The organism is Pseudomonas sp. 21LCFQ010, from assembly GCF_024129905.1.
Classification (GTDB): domain Bacteria; phylum Pseudomonadota; class Gammaproteobacteria; order Pseudomonadales; family Pseudomonadaceae; genus Aquipseudomonas.
Window position 1 is genome coordinate 79,145 of sequence record NZ_JAMYDZ010000008.1, and the last position, 20,690, is coordinate 99,834.

At 62.1% G+C, this 20,690-nt stretch carries 20 protein-coding genes; 9 read left to right on the plus strand and 11 right to left on the minus strand.

All coding sequences use genetic code 11. The features are described 5' to 3' along the window. Positions 1–320: 320 nt before the first annotated feature. Both NJC38_RS11800 and yedA read right to left on the minus strand, forming a co-directional pair. Positions 321–1,652 carry a DEAD/DEAH box helicase gene (locus tag NJC38_RS11800; RefSeq protein WP_045487458.1) on the minus strand — a complete coding sequence of 444 codons (1,332 nt, stop codon included), beginning with the start codon at positions 1,650–1,652 and terminating at the stop codon, positions 321–323. 63 nt (positions 1,653–1,715) lie between these two features. Further along, positions 1,716–2,618: a drug/metabolite exporter YedA gene (gene yedA, locus NJC38_RS11805; RefSeq protein WP_253114894.1), complete on the minus strand. Its 903-nt coding sequence runs from the start codon at positions 2,616–2,618 to the stop codon at positions 1,716–1,718. A gap of 166 nt (positions 2,619–2,784) precedes the next feature. Between yedA and NJC38_RS11810 the strand changes: the two genes are divergently transcribed. After that, positions 2,785–3,279, plus strand: coding sequence for an Lrp/AsnC family transcriptional regulator (locus NJC38_RS11810; protein WP_045487455.1), 495 nt, complete (start codon positions 2,785–2,787; stop codon positions 3,277–3,279). On the opposite strand, the gene NJC38_RS11815 is transcribed toward NJC38_RS11810, so the two are convergent. From NJC38_RS11815 to NJC38_RS11825, 3 genes are all read right to left on the minus strand, one after another. After that, a complete protein-coding gene (locus NJC38_RS11815; RefSeq protein WP_253114896.1) occupies positions 3,257–3,868 on the minus strand; it encodes a 3'-5' exonuclease in 612 nt (203 codons plus the stop codon). The two genes, NJC38_RS11810 and NJC38_RS11815, sit on opposite strands and share 23 nt — an antisense overlap. Before the next feature lie 21 nt (positions 3,869–3,889). Continuing rightward, a complete protein-coding gene (locus tag NJC38_RS11820; RefSeq protein WP_045494250.1) occupies positions 3,890–4,369 on the minus strand; it encodes an NYN domain-containing protein in 480 nt (159 codons plus the stop codon). 85 nt (positions 4,370–4,454) lie between these two features. Continuing rightward, on the minus strand, positions 4,455–5,102 hold the full coding sequence (locus tag NJC38_RS11825) for a DUF2076 domain-containing protein (RefSeq protein WP_253114898.1): 648 nt from the start codon (positions 5,100–5,102) through the stop codon (positions 4,455–4,457). A gap of 179 nt (positions 5,103–5,281) precedes the next feature. On the opposite strand from NJC38_RS11825, the gene NJC38_RS11830 reads away from it, so the two are divergent. Then, positions 5,282–5,944 carry a membrane protein gene (locus NJC38_RS11830; protein WP_045487448.1) on the plus strand — a complete coding sequence of 221 codons (663 nt, stop codon included), beginning with the start codon at positions 5,282–5,284 and terminating at the stop codon, positions 5,942–5,944. 45 nt (positions 5,945–5,989) lie between these two features. Beyond that, entirely contained in the window at positions 5,990–7,081 is a 1,092-nt protein-coding gene (locus NJC38_RS11835; RefSeq protein ID WP_253114900.1) for an endonuclease/exonuclease/phosphatase family protein, read from the plus strand. 23 nt (positions 7,082–7,104) lie between these two features. Here NJC38_RS11835 and NJC38_RS11840 read toward each other — a convergent pair whose 3' ends face one another. After that, positions 7,105–7,707, minus strand: coding sequence for a glutathione S-transferase N-terminal domain-containing protein (locus tag NJC38_RS11840; RefSeq protein ID WP_253114902.1), 603 nt, complete (start codon positions 7,705–7,707; stop codon positions 7,105–7,107). 157 nt (positions 7,708–7,864) lie between these two features. Between NJC38_RS11840 and NJC38_RS11845 the strand changes: the two genes are divergently transcribed. The 3 genes from NJC38_RS11845 (at position 7,865) to NJC38_RS11855 (ending at position 11,983) form a co-directional block, all read left to right on the plus strand. After that, entirely contained in the window at positions 7,865–9,904 is a 2,040-nt protein-coding gene (locus NJC38_RS11845; protein WP_253114904.1) for a TonB-dependent receptor, read from the plus strand. A gap of 626 nt (positions 9,905–10,530) precedes the next feature. After that, complete coding sequence (gene argC / locus NJC38_RS11850) at positions 10,531–11,472, plus strand: N-acetyl-gamma-glutamyl-phosphate reductase (RefSeq protein ID WP_045487436.1); 942 nt, start codon at positions 10,531–10,533, stop codon at positions 11,470–11,472. A gap of 175 nt (positions 11,473–11,647) precedes the next feature. Next, positions 11,648–11,983 (plus strand): hypothetical protein, encoded by a 336-nt coding sequence (locus tag NJC38_RS11855; RefSeq protein WP_045487432.1) that lies wholly within the window; start codon positions 11,648–11,650, stop codon positions 11,981–11,983. 14 nt (positions 11,984–11,997) lie between these two features. Here the strand turns inward: NJC38_RS11855 and hrpB are convergent, their stop codons facing one another. Next, entirely contained in the window at positions 11,998–14,520 is a 2,523-nt protein-coding gene (gene hrpB, locus NJC38_RS11860) for an ATP-dependent helicase HrpB (RefSeq protein ID WP_253114907.1), read from the minus strand. A gap of 51 nt (positions 14,521–14,571) precedes the next feature. Beyond that, complete coding sequence (locus tag NJC38_RS11865) at positions 14,572–14,880, minus strand: hypothetical protein (protein WP_045494246.1); 309 nt, start codon at positions 14,878–14,880, stop codon at positions 14,572–14,574. 127 nt (positions 14,881–15,007) lie between these two features. On the opposite strand from NJC38_RS11865, the gene NJC38_RS11870 reads away from it, so the two are divergent. Together NJC38_RS11870 and NJC38_RS11875 are read left to right on the plus strand one after the other, a co-directional pair. Beyond that, positions 15,008–15,427 carry a hypothetical protein gene (locus tag NJC38_RS11870; protein ID WP_045487426.1) on the plus strand — a complete coding sequence of 140 codons (420 nt, stop codon included), beginning with the start codon at positions 15,008–15,010 and terminating at the stop codon, positions 15,425–15,427. 30 nt (positions 15,428–15,457) lie between these two features. Continuing rightward, positions 15,458–16,351: a cation diffusion facilitator family transporter gene (locus NJC38_RS11875; protein ID WP_253114909.1), complete on the plus strand. Its 894-nt coding sequence runs from the start codon at positions 15,458–15,460 to the stop codon at positions 16,349–16,351. A gap of 9 nt (positions 16,352–16,360) precedes the next feature. Here NJC38_RS11875 and NJC38_RS11880 read toward each other — a convergent pair whose 3' ends face one another. Beyond that, a complete protein-coding gene (locus NJC38_RS11880; RefSeq protein WP_253114910.1) occupies positions 16,361–17,476 on the minus strand; it encodes a DUF6515 family protein in 1,116 nt (371 codons plus the stop codon). 442 nt (positions 17,477–17,918) lie between these two features. Between NJC38_RS11880 and NJC38_RS11885 the strand changes: the two genes are divergently transcribed. After that, the gene (locus NJC38_RS11885; RefSeq protein ID WP_045487421.1) at positions 17,919–18,398 is read left to right on the plus strand and encodes an Lrp/AsnC family transcriptional regulator; all 480 of its coding nucleotides are present in this window, start codon (positions 17,919–17,921) and stop codon (positions 18,396–18,398) included. A 38-nt stretch (positions 18,399–18,436) separates the two neighbouring features. Here the strand turns inward: NJC38_RS11885 and NJC38_RS11890 are convergent, their stop codons facing one another. Both NJC38_RS11890 and amn read right to left on the minus strand, forming a co-directional pair. After that, complete coding sequence (locus NJC38_RS11890; RefSeq protein ID WP_253114911.1) at positions 18,437–19,087, minus strand: pseudouridine synthase; 651 nt, start codon at positions 19,085–19,087, stop codon at positions 18,437–18,439. A 93-nt stretch (positions 19,088–19,180) separates the two neighbouring features. Beyond that, positions 19,181–20,677, minus strand: coding sequence for an AMP nucleosidase (amn, locus tag NJC38_RS11895; RefSeq protein ID WP_253114912.1), 1,497 nt, complete (start codon positions 20,675–20,677; stop codon positions 19,181–19,183). Positions 20,678–20,690: the final 13 nt, after the last annotated feature.

A 20,690-nucleotide genomic window follows, 5' to 3' on the forward strand; every position in this document is an offset into this window, starting at 1 on the left:
CCGACGGGCGACCCTATTTTGTGCTTGGCAACGTGCCCCGGGCAAAATAGGGGAAAACCGCTTGCTCCTGGTTTGGGTCCGCCCTGCGGGCAGACTTCCCTCCGTCCGGCGCCGATTCGGGGGCCGGCGCGATGGGCGTCCTGCCCAGCGCGCCTGCCCTCGGTTTCAAAATCAGCAGCATCCATGCTGATTTCTCCCCCAAATCGACGCCTACCTTCGGCCTGCACCCAAGTCGCGATTCGCGGCGTCTGTGCCATCTCGGCTCGAAGATCAAAAGCAAACTCAGCGGCAGATCCGAGCCTATGCAGGCTCGTCCGCCGTCAAGGCTTGCGCTTGCGCGGCCCGGTATTGAAAGCAGGCACTTTGCGGACCGGTTTGACCGGTGGGGCGCTGGGTTCGGCTTCGCCGCTGTCGATCCATTTGCCCAGGTTGCCTTTGCCGCCGCTGGCTTTGGGCTTTTTGGGTTTTTTCGGCTTTTTGAGGATCTGGCCGCTGGCGTCGGTAACCGGGACGCGGTGGTCGGGGATGAAATCAGGCTCGTCGTTGCGGGTCAGGACCTGACGGATCAGGGTTTCGATAGCCGACAGTTGTTCGACTTCGTCGGCACATACCAGCGAGATCGCTTCACCGGTCTGGCCGGCACGGCCGGTACGACCGATACGGTGCACATAGTCTTCGGCAACGATCGGCAAGTCGAGGTTGACCACGGTCGGCAGGTCGTCGATGTCCAGGCCACGGGCGGCGACGTCGGTGGCGACCAGTACCTGGATTTCACGGGCCTTGAAGCTGTCCAGTGCGCGTTGGCGGGTGGCTTGCGGGCGGTCGCCGTGGATACCATCGGCCTTGATGCCCAGGCCTTGCAGGCGCTCGGCGAGCTGGTCGACGCCGGCCTTGGTCTTGGCAAACACCAACACCTGGCCCCAGCGCTGTTTTTTGAGCAGATGGATGAACAGTTCAGTCTTGCGCTTTTTGTCGACCGTCACCACCCATTGCTTGACCGTATTGGCTGCGGCGTTGCGCGGGCTGACTTCGATGCTCAGCGGGTTGTCGAGCATCTGCCCGGCCAGCAGCCGGATCTGCTCGGAGAAGGTCGCGGAGAACAGCAGGGTCTGCCGGCGTTTGGGCAACGCAGCGTAGACGTTACGCAGTTCTTCGCTGAAGCCCAGGTCGAGCATACGGTCGGCTTCATCGAGCACCAGAATCTGCACCTGGTTGAACTTGACGGCGTTCTGCCGGTGCAGGTCCAACAACCGGCCTGGTGTTGCCACCAGCACGTCAACACCACGGCGCAGGCGCATCATCTGCGGGTTGATGCTCACGCCGCCATACACCGCATAGGTGCTCAACGGCAGGTGTTCGGCGTACTGCCGAAAACTCTCGTGGACCTGCTCGGCCAGTTCACGGGTCGGCGCCAGCACCAGAGCACGCACCGAGTTGGCAGCGACCTTGGGGCCTTCCATGGTCAGGCGTTGCAGCAAGGGCAAGGCAAACCCGGCGGTCTTGCCGGTGCCGGTCTGGGCGGCGGCCATCAGGTCGCGGCCGTCCAGTACCGCGGGAATCGCCTTGGCCTGCACCGGCGTCGGGGTCTGGTAATCCAGCCCCTGGAGGGCGCGCAACAAGGGTTCGATCAGGCCGAGGGAAGCGAATGTCATGGTAATACCGTAGGGAAAATTCAGCGCAAGGCGCGCAGTTTACCCTATGGGTGCACCGATGCGTCAGGCGCTGGCCTGCTTGACCACCGGCCGCCGCCACTGCGGCAGCCCGATGAGCACCACGGCGCTGACGATCACCAGCATCGCCAGGCCTTCTTCCATACCGATGTATTCATCGGCAAACAACATGCCCAACACCACCGCCACCACCGGGTTGACATAGGCATAACTGGTTGCCGCCGCCGGGCGTACGTTCTTGAGCAGGTACAGGTAAGAGCTGAAAGCGATGATCGAGCCAAACACCACCAAGTACAGCAGCGCGCACCACCCTGCTACCGTGGGCATCTGCTCCAGGTGTTCGCCGCTGAGCTGGCTGCCGATCATCAGGATAACCCCGGCGCTGATCATTTCAGTTGCGCTGGCCATGGGACCGGCCGGCAGTGGCAGGTGTTTGCTCCACACCGAGCCAAACGCCCAGGCCGCCGCTGCAAAAATCAGCAGCGCCGCCCCGTAAGGGCTGGCCTGCAGATTGGAGCCCAGGTTGAGCAAGGCGATGCCGAGCATGCCCAGAGCGATACCGGCCCATTCCAGGCCACTGGTGCGGTTGCCCCACAACAGCCCGGACAACAGGGTGAACAGCGGCACGGTCGCTACCGCCAGGGCGGCCACGCCGGACGACACGTCAGCGTGCTCAGCCAGGGTCACGCCGCCGTTACCGCAGGCCAGCAATAAAAAGCCAATCAGGGTCGCGGCCTTCCATTGCTGCCAGGTCGGTGCCGGCACACCGCGCCAGCGCAGGTAGCCATACATCAAGACACCGGCAAGCAGAAAGCGGATGGCAGCCATCATCAGCGGCGGCCAAGAGGCCACGCCAATACGGATCATCAGGTAAGTCGACCCCCAGATCAGGTACAGGGCCAGGAAGGCGCCAATCAATAACAGGGGGAAGCGGCGGGAATCAGGCATGGCAGGCTCGAAGTCCATTCGTATGGTTGAGCTATTTTAGGAAGCTCAACCGGGATTCATAAGCCATGAAGCTTGTTTAAACGCAGTGTTTACCTGTAAATCAACGGTAATATCCGTTTTTTACTTTCGATTCGAAATCCAGCCCTTTGCCTGCCGGGAGATCCTCGTGGAACTGGACAAATATGACCGCATGCTGCTCAACGCTTTGCTGGAAAACGGGCGGGCGTCTTTTGCGCAACTGGCCCGGCAGGTCAACCTGTCGGCACCGGCGGTCGCCGAACGGGTGGCCAAGCTGGAGGCCAACGGGGTGATTACCGGCTATGAAGCCAAGGTAAACCTGGCCAGGGTCGGCCTGCCGATTCAGTGTGTGATCGAACTGCGCCTGGACAGCCACAGTAAACAGCGCGCCTATGAAGAGCTGTACACGTTTGCCGAACTGATCCAGTGCCACCGGGTGACCGGCGACCCCTGCTTTATCATGCGTGCAGCGGTCGATTCGATGGAGCATCTGGAACAGTTGCTCGACCGCGTGGCGAGCTATGGCGTCAGCAAGACCTCAATGGTGTTGTCCACGCCCATCGAACGCAGCCTGCCAGTGGGTCATCTGGACGTCGGGGTACGCCTGGAAAAGGCCACCGTCAAAGCCCGCGCTGACGCTTGAGGGCTTCGAGGATGCGTGAGGCCGGGACTTTCTGCAGGGTGCAGAACAACTGGTGGGAAACGCTGGCAATCCCGTGTGAATCGCGCAACTGGCCGACCATATGGTTGACCAGGTTGGCCGCCATCTCGGCATCAGCCATGGCCCGGTGCGCCTTGCCGGTGTCAGGCAGGCGCGCATAACGGGTCAGGGTGCCCAGCTTGTGGTTGGGCGCACTCGGCATCAGGCGCCGGGCCAGCAGCATCGAACAGGCAAAGCTTTGCACACGACTGCGCTGGATACGCCCCAATTCGTAGTCCCAGAACTTCTGGTCGAATGATGCGTTGTGCGCGACCAGCGGTGTACTGCCGACAAAATCTGCCACATCGCCCATGACCTGCTCGGCACGCGGCGCGCTGCGGATCATCGCATTGCTGATACCGGTCAGGTTTTCAATGAACGATGGAATCGGCACGCCGGCGTTCATCAGGCTCTGGAACCGATCGACCACCCGACCTTGTTCGGTGATGACCACCGCCACTTCCGTGGCACGGCAACCGGGGCCTGGCGAGATACCCGTGGTTTCAAAGTCGATGACGGCAATACGTTCCACAATCCTGTCCTTCCTGGGGGGTCAATTCTTGAGCAACAGCGCGCCTTCGATCGGCACATAGCGGTCGGCGGCGCGTATCAGTGAGTTGGCGGTCAGCCCTGGCACACCGTAGGCGGCGGTGGCAACAGCGTAACGGCTGGAGATCCGCTCAAGCAGCATGTCGAAGTCGCCGTCGCCGGAAGCCAGCACCACTTCATCGACCTGTGGGGCAAACTCCATGACATCCAGGGTGATGCCGACATCCCAGTCGCCCTTGGCCGAGCCATCACTGCGCTGGATGTAGGGTTTGAGCCTGACGGTAAAACCCAGGTTGCGCAGGATCTGCTGGAACTGTTGCTGTTTGCTGTCGCCCCGGTCAATGGCGTAGGCATAGGCCTGGACAATCTGCCCGCGCTGGCTGACATCGGCCCAGAACGCCGCGTAATTGAAGTGACACCCATGAGCCTGGCGCACGGTGTAGTAGAGGTTCTGCACATCGGCAAACACCGCGATCTTTTTCACCCCAACCACCCCGCGACATAAACAGGCACGCAGTATGCCAGTTATGCGCAGGGCGCGGGGTACGCCAGAGGGGTCGGATCACCGCTCAGACAAAACTGTCGTCGTCATCGAACGAGCCGCTGTCGTCACTCCAACCCGTTTGATTCGGGTTCGACCAGTCATCGGCCTGATAGCTTTGCAATGGCGCATCATGAACAACTTCGACAATTTCCTGCGGTGCGTTGTGGTGACCGAACAGGCTGCTGATGCCTTGCGCCAGCATCACACCACCGGCAACTCCGGCCGCGGTCTGCAACGCACTGCCCAGAAAACCGCTGGCCCTGGACGGCGCTGCGGCGGCGGGCGCAGGCGGTGCGCTATAGCCACTATCACGCCAGCCGCCGGACGATGCGGGCTGCGCGGCGGGCTGCGGCTCGCGGGCACTGCCGGAGCCGAACAGGCTTGAAAGAAATCCGCCACCGCTGGCCGCAGCGGGGCCGGGACGGCTCTGCTGCAATTGAGCCTGGAGCTGGCGGATCTGCTCGTCACGCTCGCGCAGTTGCTGGTTGAGCTGATTGACCGCCGCTTCCTGGACCACAATCGCCTGAGCCATGTAATACGGCGCAGCTGGCTGACGGCGCAAATGCTCGTTGATATGCGCCTCGACTGCCGCATCCCGCACACCCGAGGCGCTTTCGGCACTTTTGAGTTTGCCGAACAGTTCATCGATCAGGACTTGCTCTTGATTGTTCATAGTGACCTCACAAGGATCGTTAAAAGGCCAGCAGACGGCCCTACAGAGGTAATGGGGCTGGGCAAAACCACTTCAAGGACATGACGAAAAAGTTAAAAAGGCCGCCGCCCCGGGCGTGCTTGGTTCGTCACCGGCCTTGGGCTACAGTGTTCGCCGACTTTTTCAAACGACACGCTTACATGAATCCGCTGAACATCCTCCGGGACTCCCTGTATTTCTTTCGCAGCAACCTGCTCAGCATCGTGCTGCTGTGCCTGCCACCGGTGGTGCTCGAAGCGCTGATCAAGCAGGCCGTGGATGGCAGCCTGCCAGCCAATGCCTCACCGGCCTACGGCTTGCTGGTGAGCCTGTTTTTCTACCCGCTCTACAGTGGGGTCCTGATCCTGTTTCTCGATGCCCGCAGCCGTGGCGATCAACCGGGCTTTGCCGAGCTGTGGAGCAGGACCTTGCGCCTGTGGCCGAGCTTTGCCGTGCTGTCGGCCATGAGCACGCTGCTGATCATGTTCGGCCTGTCGCTATTCGTGCTGCCGGGCCTGTGGGTGATGATCAAACTGGCATTCAGCGAATACCTGCTGGTGCTGCGCCAGCGCACCCCGTTCATGGCCATGCGCGAAAGCATGCTGATGAGTACCGGGCACTTCACCCGGATCATGGTGTGCCTGCTGATCATCTACATCCCGCTGTCGCTGATCGAAGCAGGCGGCCTGTATCTGCTGCCGCAACCGCAAAGCCCGGGCGTGTCGCTGCTGCTCAGCAGCCTGGCCAGTTTTCTGCAACTGTTCATGGGCGTGGCGATGTTCCGCCTGTTCATGCTCATTGAGCAGGACCGCCCACACACATAACTCGGCTATGCTGCCAGCACGCCCATCAGGACCCCGAACAGACCCATGAGCCGAATCCTGCTGCGCCTGATCCTGTTGCTACTGCTGCTGACCGGCGTGTTGTGGATCGCGGTGCAGAATCTCACCTGGCGGCCGGCCGAACGCGAGACGGTCACCGCCCGTTGCAGCAGCTCAGTTCAGCCCGACCTGCTGATGCCGGGGCAGGCGCTTAAAGTCATGACCTGGAACATTCAGTACCTGGCCGGCAAGCGCTATGTGTTCTGGTATGAGCAGCCCGACGACAACGGCCCGGACGAGCGCCCTACCCCTGACGACCTGGCGTACAACCTTGATGAAGTGGTGCGGGTGATCCGCGATGAGGCACCGGACCTGGTGCTGCTTCAGGAAGTCAGCGACGGCGCCAGAAACACCGACTACCAGGATCAACTGGCGCTGCTCCAGGAGCGTCTGGTGGATCTGTATCCGTGCAGCACCGAGGCCTTCAACTGGCAGGCCGAGTTCATCCCTGCGCCACGGATCTGGGGCAGCGCCGGGCTCAAGCTGGCGACCCTGAGCCGTTATCGCATCGACAGCAGCGAGCGCCTGCAACTGCCGGTGCAACCGGCCAACCTGCTGAGCCGCCAGTTCCAGCCCAGACCCGCGCTGCTGGTCAGCTACCTGCCACTGCGCGACGGCGGCCGCCTGGCGGTGATCAACACCCAACAGTACGCCCGGCATCCTGACCAGACGACCTTGCGCCAACAGACCGAATTCACCGTCGGGTTGCTTGATCGTCTGCAAGGCAACGGTACGCCCTGGCTGGCCGGTGGCGACTTCGGCCTGCTTGCGCTGGGCCAGTACCAGCGCCTGGACCCGGCCCAACGGCCAGGCTACCAGCGCGACAGCGAACTGCACCTGCTGTGGGACAAATACCCGATGATCCCCACCAACGCCGAAGCCGGCGGCATCGAACGCAGCCAGTGGCTCACCCACTGGCCCAACGACCCACAGCTCAAAGGCCCGGACCGGACCGTCGACTACCTGTTCTACAGCCCCGCACTCAAACGCCTGGAGGCCCGGGTGCGGCAGGAGGACAGTTTGCAGATCTCCGATCATCTGCCGGTGATCGGGCGGTTTCTGTTGCCGGCCAGGCCTTGAAATCAGACGCTGCCGCTTAAGGCTCAAGGCGTGCCGTTGCGCCCGAACACCTGATAGCCGGGCCGCTCGGCCAGCCGGTCATAATAGGCCCGCACATTCGGCAGATCCGGGTGGTCGATGGGGGTTTCATACCAGCGATTCACCGACAGCCCCACGGGAATATCAGCCAGGCTGAACTGCGCGCCGGCTGCATGGCCGCCGGTAACGGCCAGTTGCCGGTCAAGGATTTCCATGGAGCGATTCCAGTTTTGCACCGAGGCGCGAATTTGCGCCGGATCGTCATGGGCCGGTGAGCGCCGCACCAGCGCCATGAATGCGTAGGACCAGGCGCGATTGAGGTCCGCGGCTTGCCAGTCAATCCACTGATCGACGCGGGCACGTTGCGCAGCCACTGCGGGGTACAGCCACCCGGCCTGCTCGCGGTTGGCCAGATAACGAATGATCGAGTTCGACTCCCAGAGCACAAAACCTGCATCGTCGATGACCGGCACCAGCGCATTGGGGTTCAGGTGCTGAACGTCGTCGCCGTTTGCCTGCTCGTGGCCAAGCGGAATGTTCAACTCCGCACAGGCCCACAGGACTTTTCTGACGTTGATCGAGGTGGATTTACCGAACAGCTTGAGCACGAGTGGATTCCTTTCAGTGCATGAGGGGTGTGCGTAATGCCGGGCACGCCGGGAAAACACAATGCCAGATCTTGCGCACCGCCCAAGATGAAATTTCATCCTTACAAATTTAAGTTATGTTGTAACATAACAATTCAACTTGTAAGGAAAGATTTCAATGTCCGCCCACCACCTTCCCGTCCTGACGGCTCTGGCCGCAGCCCTGCTCGCGGCGCAGCCGGTATTCGCCGCCCAACCCGCCGTGACGCTTGATCCGCAAGTCATCACCGCCAACCCGCTGGGCAGCGATGCGCTGGCCTCCCCGACCAGTGTTGTTGAAGGCGACGACCTGACCCTGCGTCAGTCGGCACAATTGGGTGAGACGTTGAACAAGCTGCCGGGCGTGTCTTCGACCTACTTTGGCCCGGCCGCCAGTCGCCCGGTGATCCGCGGCTTCGATGGTGATCGCATTCGAGTGCTGCGCAACGGCGTCGGCGCGCTGGATGCCTCGTCACTGTCCTATGACCACGCCGTGCCGTACGACCCGGCCAGCGCCGAGCGCATTGAAGTGGTCCGTGGCCCGGCGGCGTTGTTGTATGGCGGCAGTGCGGTGGGCGGGGTGGTCAACAGCTTCGATAACCGCATCCCGACAGAACCGGTAGACGGCGTGCACGGTGGCGGCGAGTTGCGTTACGGCGGTGCCGACACCACGCGCAGTGCAGCGGGCAAGCTCGAAGCCGGCGACGGCAACTTTGCCCTGCATGTGGATGCCAACTCGCGGCAGTTCAACGACCTGCGCATTCCTGGCTACGCCCACTCGCGCGATCAGCGTGCGATTGACGGCGACGATAGCAAGCATCGGGTCAACAACAGCGACGGTCGCCAGGACGGCGGCGGCGTTGGCGGCGCCTATCACTGGGACCACGGCTATGTCGGCCTGTCTTACGACGAGTACGACAGCAACTACGGCTCACCGGCAGAAAAAGACGTGCGCATTGACATGGAGCAGCGCCACTACGCGCTGGCCTCGGAAATCCGCGACCTGGAAGGCCCGTTCAGCTCGGTGAAGCTCAACTTCGGCCACACTCGCTATGAGCACAGGGAAATCGAAGACGGCGAAACCGGCACGGTATTCAAGAACGACGGCTATGAGGCACGCATCGAAGCCCGTCACCAGGCCATCGGCCCGGTCGAAGGCGTAGTCGGCGCGCAGGTCGCCAGCAGCCAGTTCCAGGCGTTGGGCGCAGAAGCCTTCGTACCCAAGACCGATACCGACAGCGCCGCGCTGTTCATCCTCGAAGACTGGAAAGCCACTGACCGCCTTGACCTGACCCTCGGCGGACGTCTGGAACATACCCGTTTGCGCCCGGACGCCGCAGGCAACGACCGCTTTGCAGGCGCCGACGCCAGCCACAGCTTCAGCGCCGGCAGCCTGTCATTCGGTGCCATTTATGACCTGACCAAGGTCTGGTCGCTGGCCAGCACCCTGAGCTACACCGAACGCGCGCCGACCTTCTATGAGCTGTACGCCAACGGCCCGCACGAAGCCACTGGCACCTACGAAGTAGGCGACGCCAATGCCGAGAAAGAGAAATCCTGGTCCACCGACCTGGCCTTGCGCTTTGACGACGGCACCCACAAAGGCAGCGTTGGGGTGTTCTACAGCCGCTTCTCCAACTATATCGGCCTGCTGGGCAGCGGCCGCTACCTGAACGATGACGGCGAACAGGTTGATGCCAGCGACGACGACGCCCTGCCGGAATACCTGTACAGCGGCGTCAAAGCCGATTTCTGGGGCCTGGAAGCCCAAGACCACTGGCGCCTGGCGCAAACCCGGTACGGCAACTTTGCCCTGCAAAGCTCAGCCGACTACACGCGCGCCAAAAACCGCGAAACCGGCGAGCCGCTGCCGCGCATCTCGCCGCTGCGCCTGAACACCGCGCTGCTGTGGGACTACAACCACTGGCAAGCCAGCCTCGGCGCCGAACACGCCAGCGCCCAGCGCCGCGTCGCCCAGGCCGAAACCGATACCGACGGCTACACCACCCTCAACGCCAGCCTCGGTTACCACTTCGATGTCGGGCAAAGCCAGTGGCTGGCGTTTCTCAAGGGCGACAACCTGAACAACCAGACCGTGCGCTACGCCAGCTCGATCCTGCGCGATGAAGTTCCGGCAGCCGGGCGCAGTGTGCAGGCGGGGGTGAAGGTAATGTTCTAAAGCTGTAGGGGTAACGCAAATCAGTTAAGCGATTTCAGGCCTGGCTCGTTCCTGGTGGGAGGGAGCAACTGTCTTTGATTGTTCAGAACATTGACAGCGCGATGCCCTGCGTTCGCCAGCAGAGCTGCCTCCCACAGATCCGAGTCGAGCCGGGATCTTGCGTTCGACATCAATCCGGTGAGAGGAAGCTTTGCTCGCGAAGAGTCCACAGCAGATGTGCCGGTTCCACCGGCCCTTTCGCTGTGGTCCGGCACCCCGGCAAGCCAGCTCCCACCGAGGTTTGTGCCTTGCTCCAGTATCGGCATGACACAAAACCGGTGGGAGTCGGCTCAGCCGACGAATACTGCGGAACATTCACAACTGGAATCAGGAGTTTTCCGAAAATCATAGAATCTCCCACCGAGACCGAGCCAAGCCTCACAATCTCTTAACTGACCGGCATTAACCTGTAATTGCGCTTTGCGATCCTGCCGGTGATGCGTTGATAATCACCGTTCTGCGGCTAGCACTCTCTCGCACGACAACCTGACCGACATGCCGCTCGCCACAGAGGTGGCCATTACCGGATGCAAACCGATTAAACTCTTGTCGTTCGTGCTCATACACCCCATTACAGAGGCTTCAAGATGACTCACAAGATCTATGTCGACGGCCAGGAAGGCACCACCGGCCTGCGCTTGCTGGACTACCTGGGCAAACGCGACGATATCGAGCTGCTGCGCATCGATGAAGCCAAACGCAAAGACCCGGTCGAGCGCGGTCGCCTGCTGAACGCCGCTGACCTGGCGTTCCTGTGCCTGCCGGACGCCGCGTCCCGCGAAGCGGTATCGCTGCTGGAAAACCCCAATACCTGCGTGATCGACGCCAGCACCGCGTTCCGTACCGATCCGTCCTGGGTCTATGGCCTGCCGGAACTGGCTGCCGGGCAGCGCGAGAAACTGCGCGCCAGCAAACGCATCGCCAACCCCGGCTGCCATGCCACTGCCTTCATTTTGTTGGTCCGCCCGCTGGTCGATGCCGGCCTGCTGCCAGCCTCGACTCTGCTCAGCGCCACGTCGATCACCGGTTACAGCGGTGGCGGCAAGCAGATGATCGCCGACTACCAGTCGCTGACCCCACAACTGCAAAGCCCACGTCCTTACGGGCTGGGTCAGGGGCACAAGCACCTGCCGGAAATGCGCTTTCAGACCGGCCTGGACAACGTGCCGGTGTTCAACCCGATCGTGGGCAGCTTCCTCAAGGGCCTGGCCGTGACCATCCCGCTGCACACCTCGCAACTGGCCCCAGGCGCCACGCCACAAGCCCTGCAAGCAGCGCTGGCCAAGCACTATGAAGGCGAGCAGTTCATTCGTGTGCTGCCGTTCGGCGACGATGCCGGCAACCTGGACGGCGGCTTCTTCGACGTACAGGCTTGCAACGACACCAATCGCGCCGACCTGTTCGTGTTCGGCAACGATGAGCGTATCAACCTGATCTGCCGCCTGGACAACCTCGGCAAAGGCGCCGCCGGCGCTGCCGTGCAGTGCATGAACATTCACCTGGGCGCTGACGAAGCCACCAGCTTGTAAGCTCGCGCATCTGTTTCACCGGAGGCTGCCCCCGCCTGCAGCCTCCGCTGTTTCCAGGCTTCAATACACTGTCAGCGGTTCTTTACCTTCCCTTTACCGACTCTGTACCAGGATTTACGCCAACCCGGTGTCTCATGGATACATGGCGAATACATTTGCCGCCTGAGGAGACATCATGTTTTCGAAGATCACCAAAATCCTGATGCTGTCCGCCAGCCTGCTGGTGGCCGGTACCGCCAGCGCCGCAGATCGTAACGTGATCGTGCCCGTGCTGGCCGGTGCGGCGGTCGGTGCAGTAGCGGCCACGCTCATTGCCCGCAACGACCGCGATGATGATCGTCATCGTTATTATCGTAAGCCGCCACGTGAATACCGCGAATACCGCCACTATCGCCGGCATCACCCGCCCGTGCAGTACGTGCCGGTGCGGCCATACTATGAACAGCGTCACTATGCGCCACCACCACCGCACTACTACCGTCATGATCGCTACGACCGGCATCGCTGGTAAATGATGCCCAACCATTAACCCTTGCGCGGTTTGGCCCGGGCAGTGGCTTCGGCTACCAACGGGTCATCCGGCCAGTAATGCTTGGGATAGCGGCCCTTGAGATCCTTTTTCACCTCGGCATAGGTGCTGCGCCAGAAGTTGGCCAGGTCCTGAGTGACCTGCACCGGACGTCGCGCCGGTGACAACAAGTGCAACTTGACGATCTGCCGACCATTGGCGATGCGCGGGGTGTCGGACAGACCGAACAGTTCTTGCAGACGCACCGCGAGAATCGGCGGCTGCTCGCTGTAGTCCAGCCGGATCGACGAACCGGACGGCACCTGGATATGCTGCGGGGCCAGTTCGTCGAGGCGTTGCGGCAGCGGCCAGGGCAGCAGGTTGCGCAACATCGACGACAGGTCCAGTTGGGCGAAGTGGCTCAGGCGGCTGACCTTGCCCAGATACGGCAACAACCACTGCTCCAGGCTGTCACGCAGGGCGCTGTCGCTGACATCCGGCCATTCGCTGCTGACCTGTTGCTGCGCATCCAGCTCACGCAACAGCATCACCCGCGCCTGCCACTGGCGCAGTTCCGGGGTCCAGTTCAACAGCTCCAGGCCCTTGCGCCGTACCAGCCCCAGCAACGCCTGGCCTCGTGCAGCATCGTCCAGCTTCGGCAGCGGTTCACTGCTGAGCACCAGTTCACCGACCTTGCGTTGGCGCTCAGCACGCAGTACGCCTTCGCGCTCGTCCCAATCCAGATAATCGATGGCCAGCACCTGTTCGGCCAGCACATTGTCGAACAGTGCCGGGTCAAGATCGGCGGCCAGATAAATGCGCTCCTCGCGCTGGCCCTGGCGGCTGCCGAGGTCCGCGACGACCAGCCATTCATGCTTCATCAGCGCATCGGTTTCACTGAACAACGCCGCCCGACCATTGGCCAGACGATACTCCGCGCTGCCGTCGCGGCGCTGGCGGGCGACCCGGTCCGGATAGGCCAAAGCCAGCAAGGCACCCAGCCAGCGCGGGTGGTCAGGGTCAGCAACCGCCTGGCCCGCTTTGCCGCGCAGGTAACCACGATACTGACGGGCAAGTTGCCGGGCACGCTGCACGCCACCCTGGGCATTGCGCTGGGCTTTTTGTTCACCCGACAGCAGCACCAGACGACTGTGCACATCGGCCCCGGCGCCGCGCAGAATGTCGCGTTCGCCCAACAGCGCGGCCACATCACAAGCCATGTTTGCCAGGCCCAGTTGCTGACCACGCAACAGCAGATGAGCGATACGCGGATGGGCTGGCATCTCGGCCATGGCCTGGCCATGCGTCGACAAACGACCATCGGCTTGCAGCGCGCCGAGACGCTGCAACAGATCGCGAGCCTGGGCAATCGCGGCCGCGGGCGGCAGGTCGAGCCACTGTAACTGCTCCGGGGTCACGCCCCAGCGCGCCAGTTGCAGGGCCAGCCCGGCCAGGTCGGCCTGCAGAATCTCCGCACTGCCGTAGCCAGCCAGTTGTTCATGCTGCGCTTCGGACCACAACCGATAGCAAACGCCCGGCTCCAGACGCCCGGCCCGACCGGCACGCTGGGTCGCGCTGGCCCGGGAGATGCGCTGGGTGTCCAGCCGGGTCATGCCGCTGCCGGGGTCGAAGCGCGGTACCCGGGCCAGCCCTGCATCGATCACCACCCGCACGCCGTCGATGGTCAGGCTGGTCTCGGCAATATTGGTCGCCAGCACCACCTTGCGACTACCCGCAGGTGCAGGATCTATGGCCGCGCGCTGGGCATTGAGATCCAGCTCACCATGCAAGGGACACAGCACAATGTCGCGACGCTCACCCAAGGCATCGGCCAGTTGTTGATGCACCCGGCGAATCTCCGCCTGGCCGGGCAGGAACACCAGCAGGCTGCCGGTCTCGTTGCCCAGCGCATCCAGCACGGTCTGCACCACTCGTGGCTCGACAAACTCACCGGGTTGAAACGGCCGCCCCCATTGAATGTCCACCGGGAACATACGCCCTTCACTGCTGACCACCGGCGCGTCGTCGAGCAACGCCGACAGCCGCTCGCCTTCCAGGGTCGCGGACATCAGCAGGATTTTCAGCGGCGGGTCATCACGCAACAGCTCACGGCCATTGAGACTCAGCGCCAAGGCCAGGTCGGCATCCAGACTGCGCTCGTGAAATTCGTCGAAAATCAGCAAACCCACGCCTTCCAGCGCCGGATCATCCTGCAAACGACGGGTCAGGATACCTTCGGTGACCACCTCGATACGGGTGTTGGGCCCGACCTTGCTGTCCAACCGAATCCGGTAGCCGACCGTCTCGCCGACCTTCTCGCCCAGTTCACTGGCCAGCCGCTCGGCCGCCGCCCGAGCCGCCAGCCGCCGGGGCTCGAGCATCAGAATGGTCTGCCCGGCCAGCCAGGGCTCGTTGAGCAACGCCAACGGCACACGTGTGGTCTTGCCGGCGCCGGGTGGGGCTTCAAGAACCGCTTCGTGGCGGGTAGACAATGCCTGGCGCAGAGCAGGCAATACGGCGTCGATGGGCAGGGAAATCATGGGCACTCCAAAGCTGGGCGGGCAGTATAGCGGCCACGTATGGATACCCGCTCAGAGGTTTTTCAGCGCGCGCTCCAGTTGCGAATGTTCCCAGCCACTAAGGAACGCGGCCGGGTCAGTGCCGCAGCGATGCCAATGCTGCAATGAACCCTCACGACCATCCGGCGCCATGCAGTATTCACAACACAAGGGGCTACCCTCCTCATTGCGCAGGGTCAGTTGCCAGCCGTCAATCTCGGCACGGATGGTAAGCAGGTCAGTTTTGCAGACTGATAAAACAACAAGCTGACGCACACCCTGGGCCACATCTTTGAGAACTTGATAAACCTCCCGCGCCGACAATGGCATTTGTTCGCTCATTTTCATCTCGTGTTCAATAAGATACGGGCATTATGCCGGTATGGCTGCCGAACCAGTGCTTGGCCAGACAGTCTTAGCCTCGCGGTCTTTGCCTTGTATAGTTGCCACTTTTCTACAGGAGTTTCCCATGCGCATTCCTTCCCGATTGATCGGTGGCGTTCTGGCTGCCGCTTTGGTGACCCAATTGTCGGCCTGCGGCAGTATTTTCTATCCTGATCGCCGTGGGCAGATCGAAGGCAAGATCGACCCGGCGATTGCCGTGCTCGATGCCCTGGGTCTGCTGTTCTACGTGATTCCAGGGGTGATCGCACTGGGCGTGGACTTCGCCACCGGCGCCATTTACTACGGCCCGAATGAACAGGCGCAGGTCGATCCGCAGAAGCTGCAACCTGCGGTGCAGGCTGACGGCAGTGTCGATACCCAAAAGCTGCAAGTCATTCTGGAAAGCGAACTGGGCCGCAAAGTGCCGCTGGATGATCCGCGCCTGATCCAGAGCAAGGGCAGCTTCGAGCAACTGGCAAGCCTGGGCCTGAAACCTGCTGCCTGAAGCCCCACGGCATGACCCCAAGGAGGTTGAGTGAGCCGTAACACCGAACATGCACGCCTGCTGCGCCTGGCGACCCGGGCTTCGCTGGCCGTGGCGCTGGTGCTGATCGTTGCCAAGGGTGTGGCCTGGTGGCTGAGCGGCTCGCTGGCCCTGCTGGCCGGCCTCACCGACTCGTTGCTCGATGGCGCAGCTTCGCTGCTCAACCTGCTGGCGGTCCATTACGCGCTGCGCCCGGCCGATGAAGATCACCGCTATGGTCACGGCAAGGCCCAGGCGTTGTCGGGCATGGCCCAGGCGTTGTTCATCAGTGTCAGTGGTGTGTTGATCGGCATGCAGGCCATCGAGCGTATCCAGAATCCTGAACCGCTGATGTCGCAGTGGCCGGGAATCATCGTGACCCTGTTGGCGCTGGCCCTGACAGTCACGCTGCTCAGCTTTCAGAGCCGGGTAATCAAAGTCACCGGCTCCAGCGCGATCAAGGCTGATTCGCTGCATTATCGCTCCGATCTGCTCCTCAATCTGAGCATCTTGCTGGCGCTGGCACTCAGTGCGCTGGGTTGGCCGCAAGCCGATGCCTGGTTCGGTCTGGGGATTGCCGGTTACATCGTCTGGAGCGCGCTACAGATCGCTCGCGAGACCTTCTCGGTGCTGATGGATCAGGAACTGCCGCCGGATGTCAGCGCGCACATGCTGGAGCTGGCCTGCACGGTGCCCGGCGTGTTGGGCGCCCATGACCTGCGCACGCGCATTTCCGGGCAAGTGTGGTTCGTGCAGGTGCATCTGGAGTTACCCGGCTCGCTCACCTTGTCGGTAGCGCATGAGCTATGCGACCTTGCGGCGGCAACCATTACCGCCCAGTATCCGCAGGCCGAGGTACTGGTGCACGCCGACCCGCAGGAAGTGGTGAAGCAAGCTCCAGCCTGATGGTCTAGGCTACTGGACGCTGTAACCGCGCTCATACAGACACGCGCCCATCGCGCGACGGTAGGTGTCCACTACCTGCTCCGAAGGCTGATAGGTCACGTTCGCCGGGTCGAAGCCACTCTGGTCAACGGCCTGGCGGTAGCATTGGTAACGATCGAATTCGACCTGCTCGGCGGTCTGCCCGGCAATCGGCGAGAACTGCGGATCATAGCTGTTGTTGCCTGGCACCGGCTGGGCATAGCCCTGCGGCGGGCTGACCACTTCATAATCCTGGCTGTCGGCCTGCCAGGCATAGTAAGTACCAGCCGCCATAAACAGCAGCGAACCACCGATCCAGACCTCGCGGGTGTAGTCCGGCAGGCTGCGGACCCGGACACCGTAAGGCGGGGTCACCACCACGTAGCGTGAATCCTGCGGGCGATACCAGTAACCACCGGAATAGAAGTAATCCTGACCGCGCCACGGAATGCGCGCATAGCCTTGCGGTGCGCGGTCGAAGTGCTGGCCCGGACGATAGCGCGGCCCCGCCCCCCAGCCATCGCCGCGTCCGTCGGGGCGACCGGCCCAATTGTCACGAGGGCGCTGGTCACGCGGCAGGTCGCGGTAGTAACCCTGGCGCGGTGGCTGAGTCTGCCATACCTGGTCCGGGCGGCCCTGGATCGGCAGATTGTTCTGTTGCTGACGCAGTTGCTGGCGCTGCTGGTTCTGCTGTTCCTGAATCTGGCGCTGCTGCTCGCGTTGCTGCTGGTAGAGCTGCTGCTGTTGCTGGCGCTCGACATTACGCATCTGGTTCTGTTGCTGCTGGATCTGCTGATCTTGCTGGCGCTCAGCCTGGCGCTGCTGGTTGTACTGCTCCTGAAGCTGGCGCTGTTGCTGCTGTTGTTGCTGGTAGATCTGCTGCTGTTGCTGACGCTCGGCATTGCGCATCTGGTTCTGTTGCTGCTGGATCTGCCGATCCTGCTGCAACTCAGCCTGGCGACGCTGGCTCTGCTGATTGTGTTGCGCCCCACCATCGCGCAACTCGTCCAGCGGCGAGCCTGCACGGCGCTCGTCGGCCAGGCTCTGGGCACTGAAGCCAAGGCACAGCAAACCGGAAATCGCTAACTGCCAGAGACTGGATGTCATGCTTTGTTCACCAGGAATGTCACGTTTATAAAAGTAAGACTGCGCAGCCATGGCGCTGTTCGTCGCACTTTAGCAGAGCCAGAAAATAAAAAAGGGGGCCAGATGGCCCCCTTGGGATACGTCGTCCTGGCTCGACGCTTGTGGCGCCGGCTCACTTCATACCGTCTTCTGGACAGTATGCAGCCCGGGGGCCGGGTCCACCCTGTTGGGTGGCGGGCCGCCGCTCATCTGATTCGACGAGCGGCTGTGGACGCTGGGTCCGGGCAGTGATTGGGAGCAGCTCTAAAAATCACTCAGGTTTTTAGAAGTGCCCAGCTGTGAAAAATAATAAACCCGACCAAGCGGCAGATGATTGCTAATATTGCTCAATAAATCATTACTTGCGCAATTTTTCACTTATAGAAAATAATTATGCGCAATTGAACTCGTAAAGGTAAACATCGTGAGCAAGCTCGATAGATATGACCTGAGCATTTTGGCTGAACTGCAGCGCGATGCGCGCATCTCCAACCAGGAGTTGGCCGAACGCATCGGCCTGTCGCCCTCGCCTTGTTCGCGCCGGGTCAAACAGCTCGAAGACGACGGCTATATCGTGCGCCAGGTCGCGTTGCTGGACCGCAAGAAGCTTGGCCTGAGCCTGACCGCCTATGTGCTGATCGGCATGGACCGGCATACCCCGGAGCGGTTCGAGAACTTCGAACAGCATATCCGCAACCTGCCTCAGGTGCTCGAATGCAGCCTGGTGACCGGGATGGACGCCGATTACCAACTCAAAGTGGTGGTGCCAGACATGGATCACTACCAGAAGCTGCTGCTCGGCCACCTGACCCGTATCGAAGGGGTCACCAGCGTCAAATCCAGCTTTGTCCTCAATCAGGTGCTGGCCAGCACCGAAATGCCGCTTGCCCACTTGCGCAACTGACGCGGTGCGAATGATCCGGCCTGGCGTGTTCCTGGAGCCTACAGCTCAAAGCTCTGCAGCTCGCGAAACTGCCCCTGCTCCAACCCGTCCAGGCTCCACGGCCCAATCCTGACCCGCACCAGCCGCAGGGTCGGCAAACCGACTGCGGCGGTCATGCGCCGCACCTGGCGGTTGCGGCCTTCTTTGATTACCAGTTCCAGCCAGCGCGTGGGAATACTCTGGCGAAACCGCACCGGCGGATTGCGCGGCCATAGCTGAGGCTCTTCGATGGCCCGTGCCTCAGCCGGCAGGGTCGGGCCGTCGTTGAGGGTTACCCCGTCACGCAGCTGCTGCAACTGGGCTTCGCTGGGTTCACCTTCGACCTGTACCCAATAGGTTTTAGCCAGTTTGTGCTTAGGGTCAGCAATGCGCGCCTGAAGCTGGCCGTCATTGGTCAGCAACAACAGACCTTCGCTGTCACGGTCCAGACGCCCGGCCGGGTATACACCTGGAATATCGATGAAGTCCTTGAGCGTGGCGCGGCCTTGATCGTCATTGAACTGGGTCAGTACATCGAACGGTTTGTTGAACAGAACCAGCTTCGGCTCGGCCGGGCGCGGCTTGGCGACACGCCGGGGCGCGCCGCTTTTGCCCTGTGCAGGGCGCCGGGAGGCGGAAGGTTTGGCTGGAGGGCGTGGAGTGCGGGACATGAATCTGGCCAGAAAAACAAAGCGCCACTTTAGCAGATTGACCCGAGCCGCCTGAAAAAACCGCCCGGCAGGAACCGCCGGGCGGCATCCGGATCAACGGAACGGTGGCTCGTCGAAGCTGCGCAGTTTGCGCGAGTGCAGCGAGTTGAGCTCGGCACGCAGCAGGTCCAGCGCGGCGATGCCGATTTTCAGGTGCTGACTGACCGCCCGGTTGTAGAAGGCGTTGGCCGAACCCGGCAGCTTGATCTCGCTGTGCAGCGGCTTGTCCGAGACGCACAACAGCGTGCCGTAGGGCACCCGCAGGCGATAACCCTGAGCGGCGATGGTGCCGCTTTCCATGTCGACGGCCACCGCGCGGGACAGGTTGATCAAGGGTCGCTCCTGCGCCCAGGCCAGCTCCCAGTTACGGTCGTCGTAGGTCAGTACCGTGCCGGTGCGCAGGCGCTTCTTGAGTTCTTCACCCCGCTCACCGGTCACCTGCGCGGCAGCTTCCTGCAAGGCCAGTTGCACTTCGGCCAGCGCCGGAATCGGAATGTGCGGCGGCAGTACCCGGTCGAGAATCCCGTCACGGCGCATATAAGCGTGGGCCAGCACGTAATCGCCGATGGTCTGCGACTGACGCAGGCCGCCGCAGTGGCCGATCATCAGCCAGCAATGCGGACGCAATACTGCCAGGTGGTCGGTGATGTTCTTGGCGTTGGACGGGCCGACGCCGATATTGACCAGGGTTACGCCATTGCCGTCTTCGGCCACCAGATGGTAAGCCGGCATCTGATAGCGATGCCAGACCACACTGGCCACCACGCTCTGCGCCTCCTCGGCGTCCATGCTCTTGTCGACGATGACATTGCCCGGCAGCACCAGACGCACGAAACGCGGGTCGTCACGCAGAGCTTCCAGGCCATGCAAAATGAACTGGTCGACATAGCGGTGGTAGTTGGTCAGCAGAATCCAGGGCTGCACATGGCGCCAGTCACTGCCGGTGTAATGCACCAGCCGGCGCAGGGAAAAGTCGGTACGGGCGGCATCGAACAGCGCCAACGGTAGCGGGTCGGCGTTGGCCCAATCGTGCAGGCCGTCAGCGATGCCGTCGGTGGTGGCCGACAGGTCGGTGCTGGGGAACACCCGCGCCAGCGCCGCAGCGGTCACGCCGGTGCCGGCCAGTTCATCACCCTGCTCGACCACGTAGGGGTAAGGGATGGTCTTGTCACTCAGGCCGACTTCCAGCGTCACGTTGAAGTCGCGGATCAGCGGCTTGAGCTGTTCGAGCAGGTATTTGCGAAACGCCGCCGGCTGGGTCACGGTCACACTGTAGGTGCCCGGCAACTGGACCTTGGCGTAGGCACGGGTGGTGCTCGGCACCTCACCATGGACGACATAGGTCAGGCGCAGTTCGGGGTAGCGAAACAGCGCGCGCTGCTGCTCATCAGGCTCGATGCGGTCTTTCAGATAGCGCTTGAGGGCCTGATTCAGTGCGCCGGTGGCACGCTCATGCAGGGCGGCCAACTGTTCGACGGCTTGTTCGGCGGTTTCAACGACAACAAAAGCTTGGGTCACGGTGCGGGTCCTGTATGACGTGCAGAACTGCATCCTGATAGGTTCG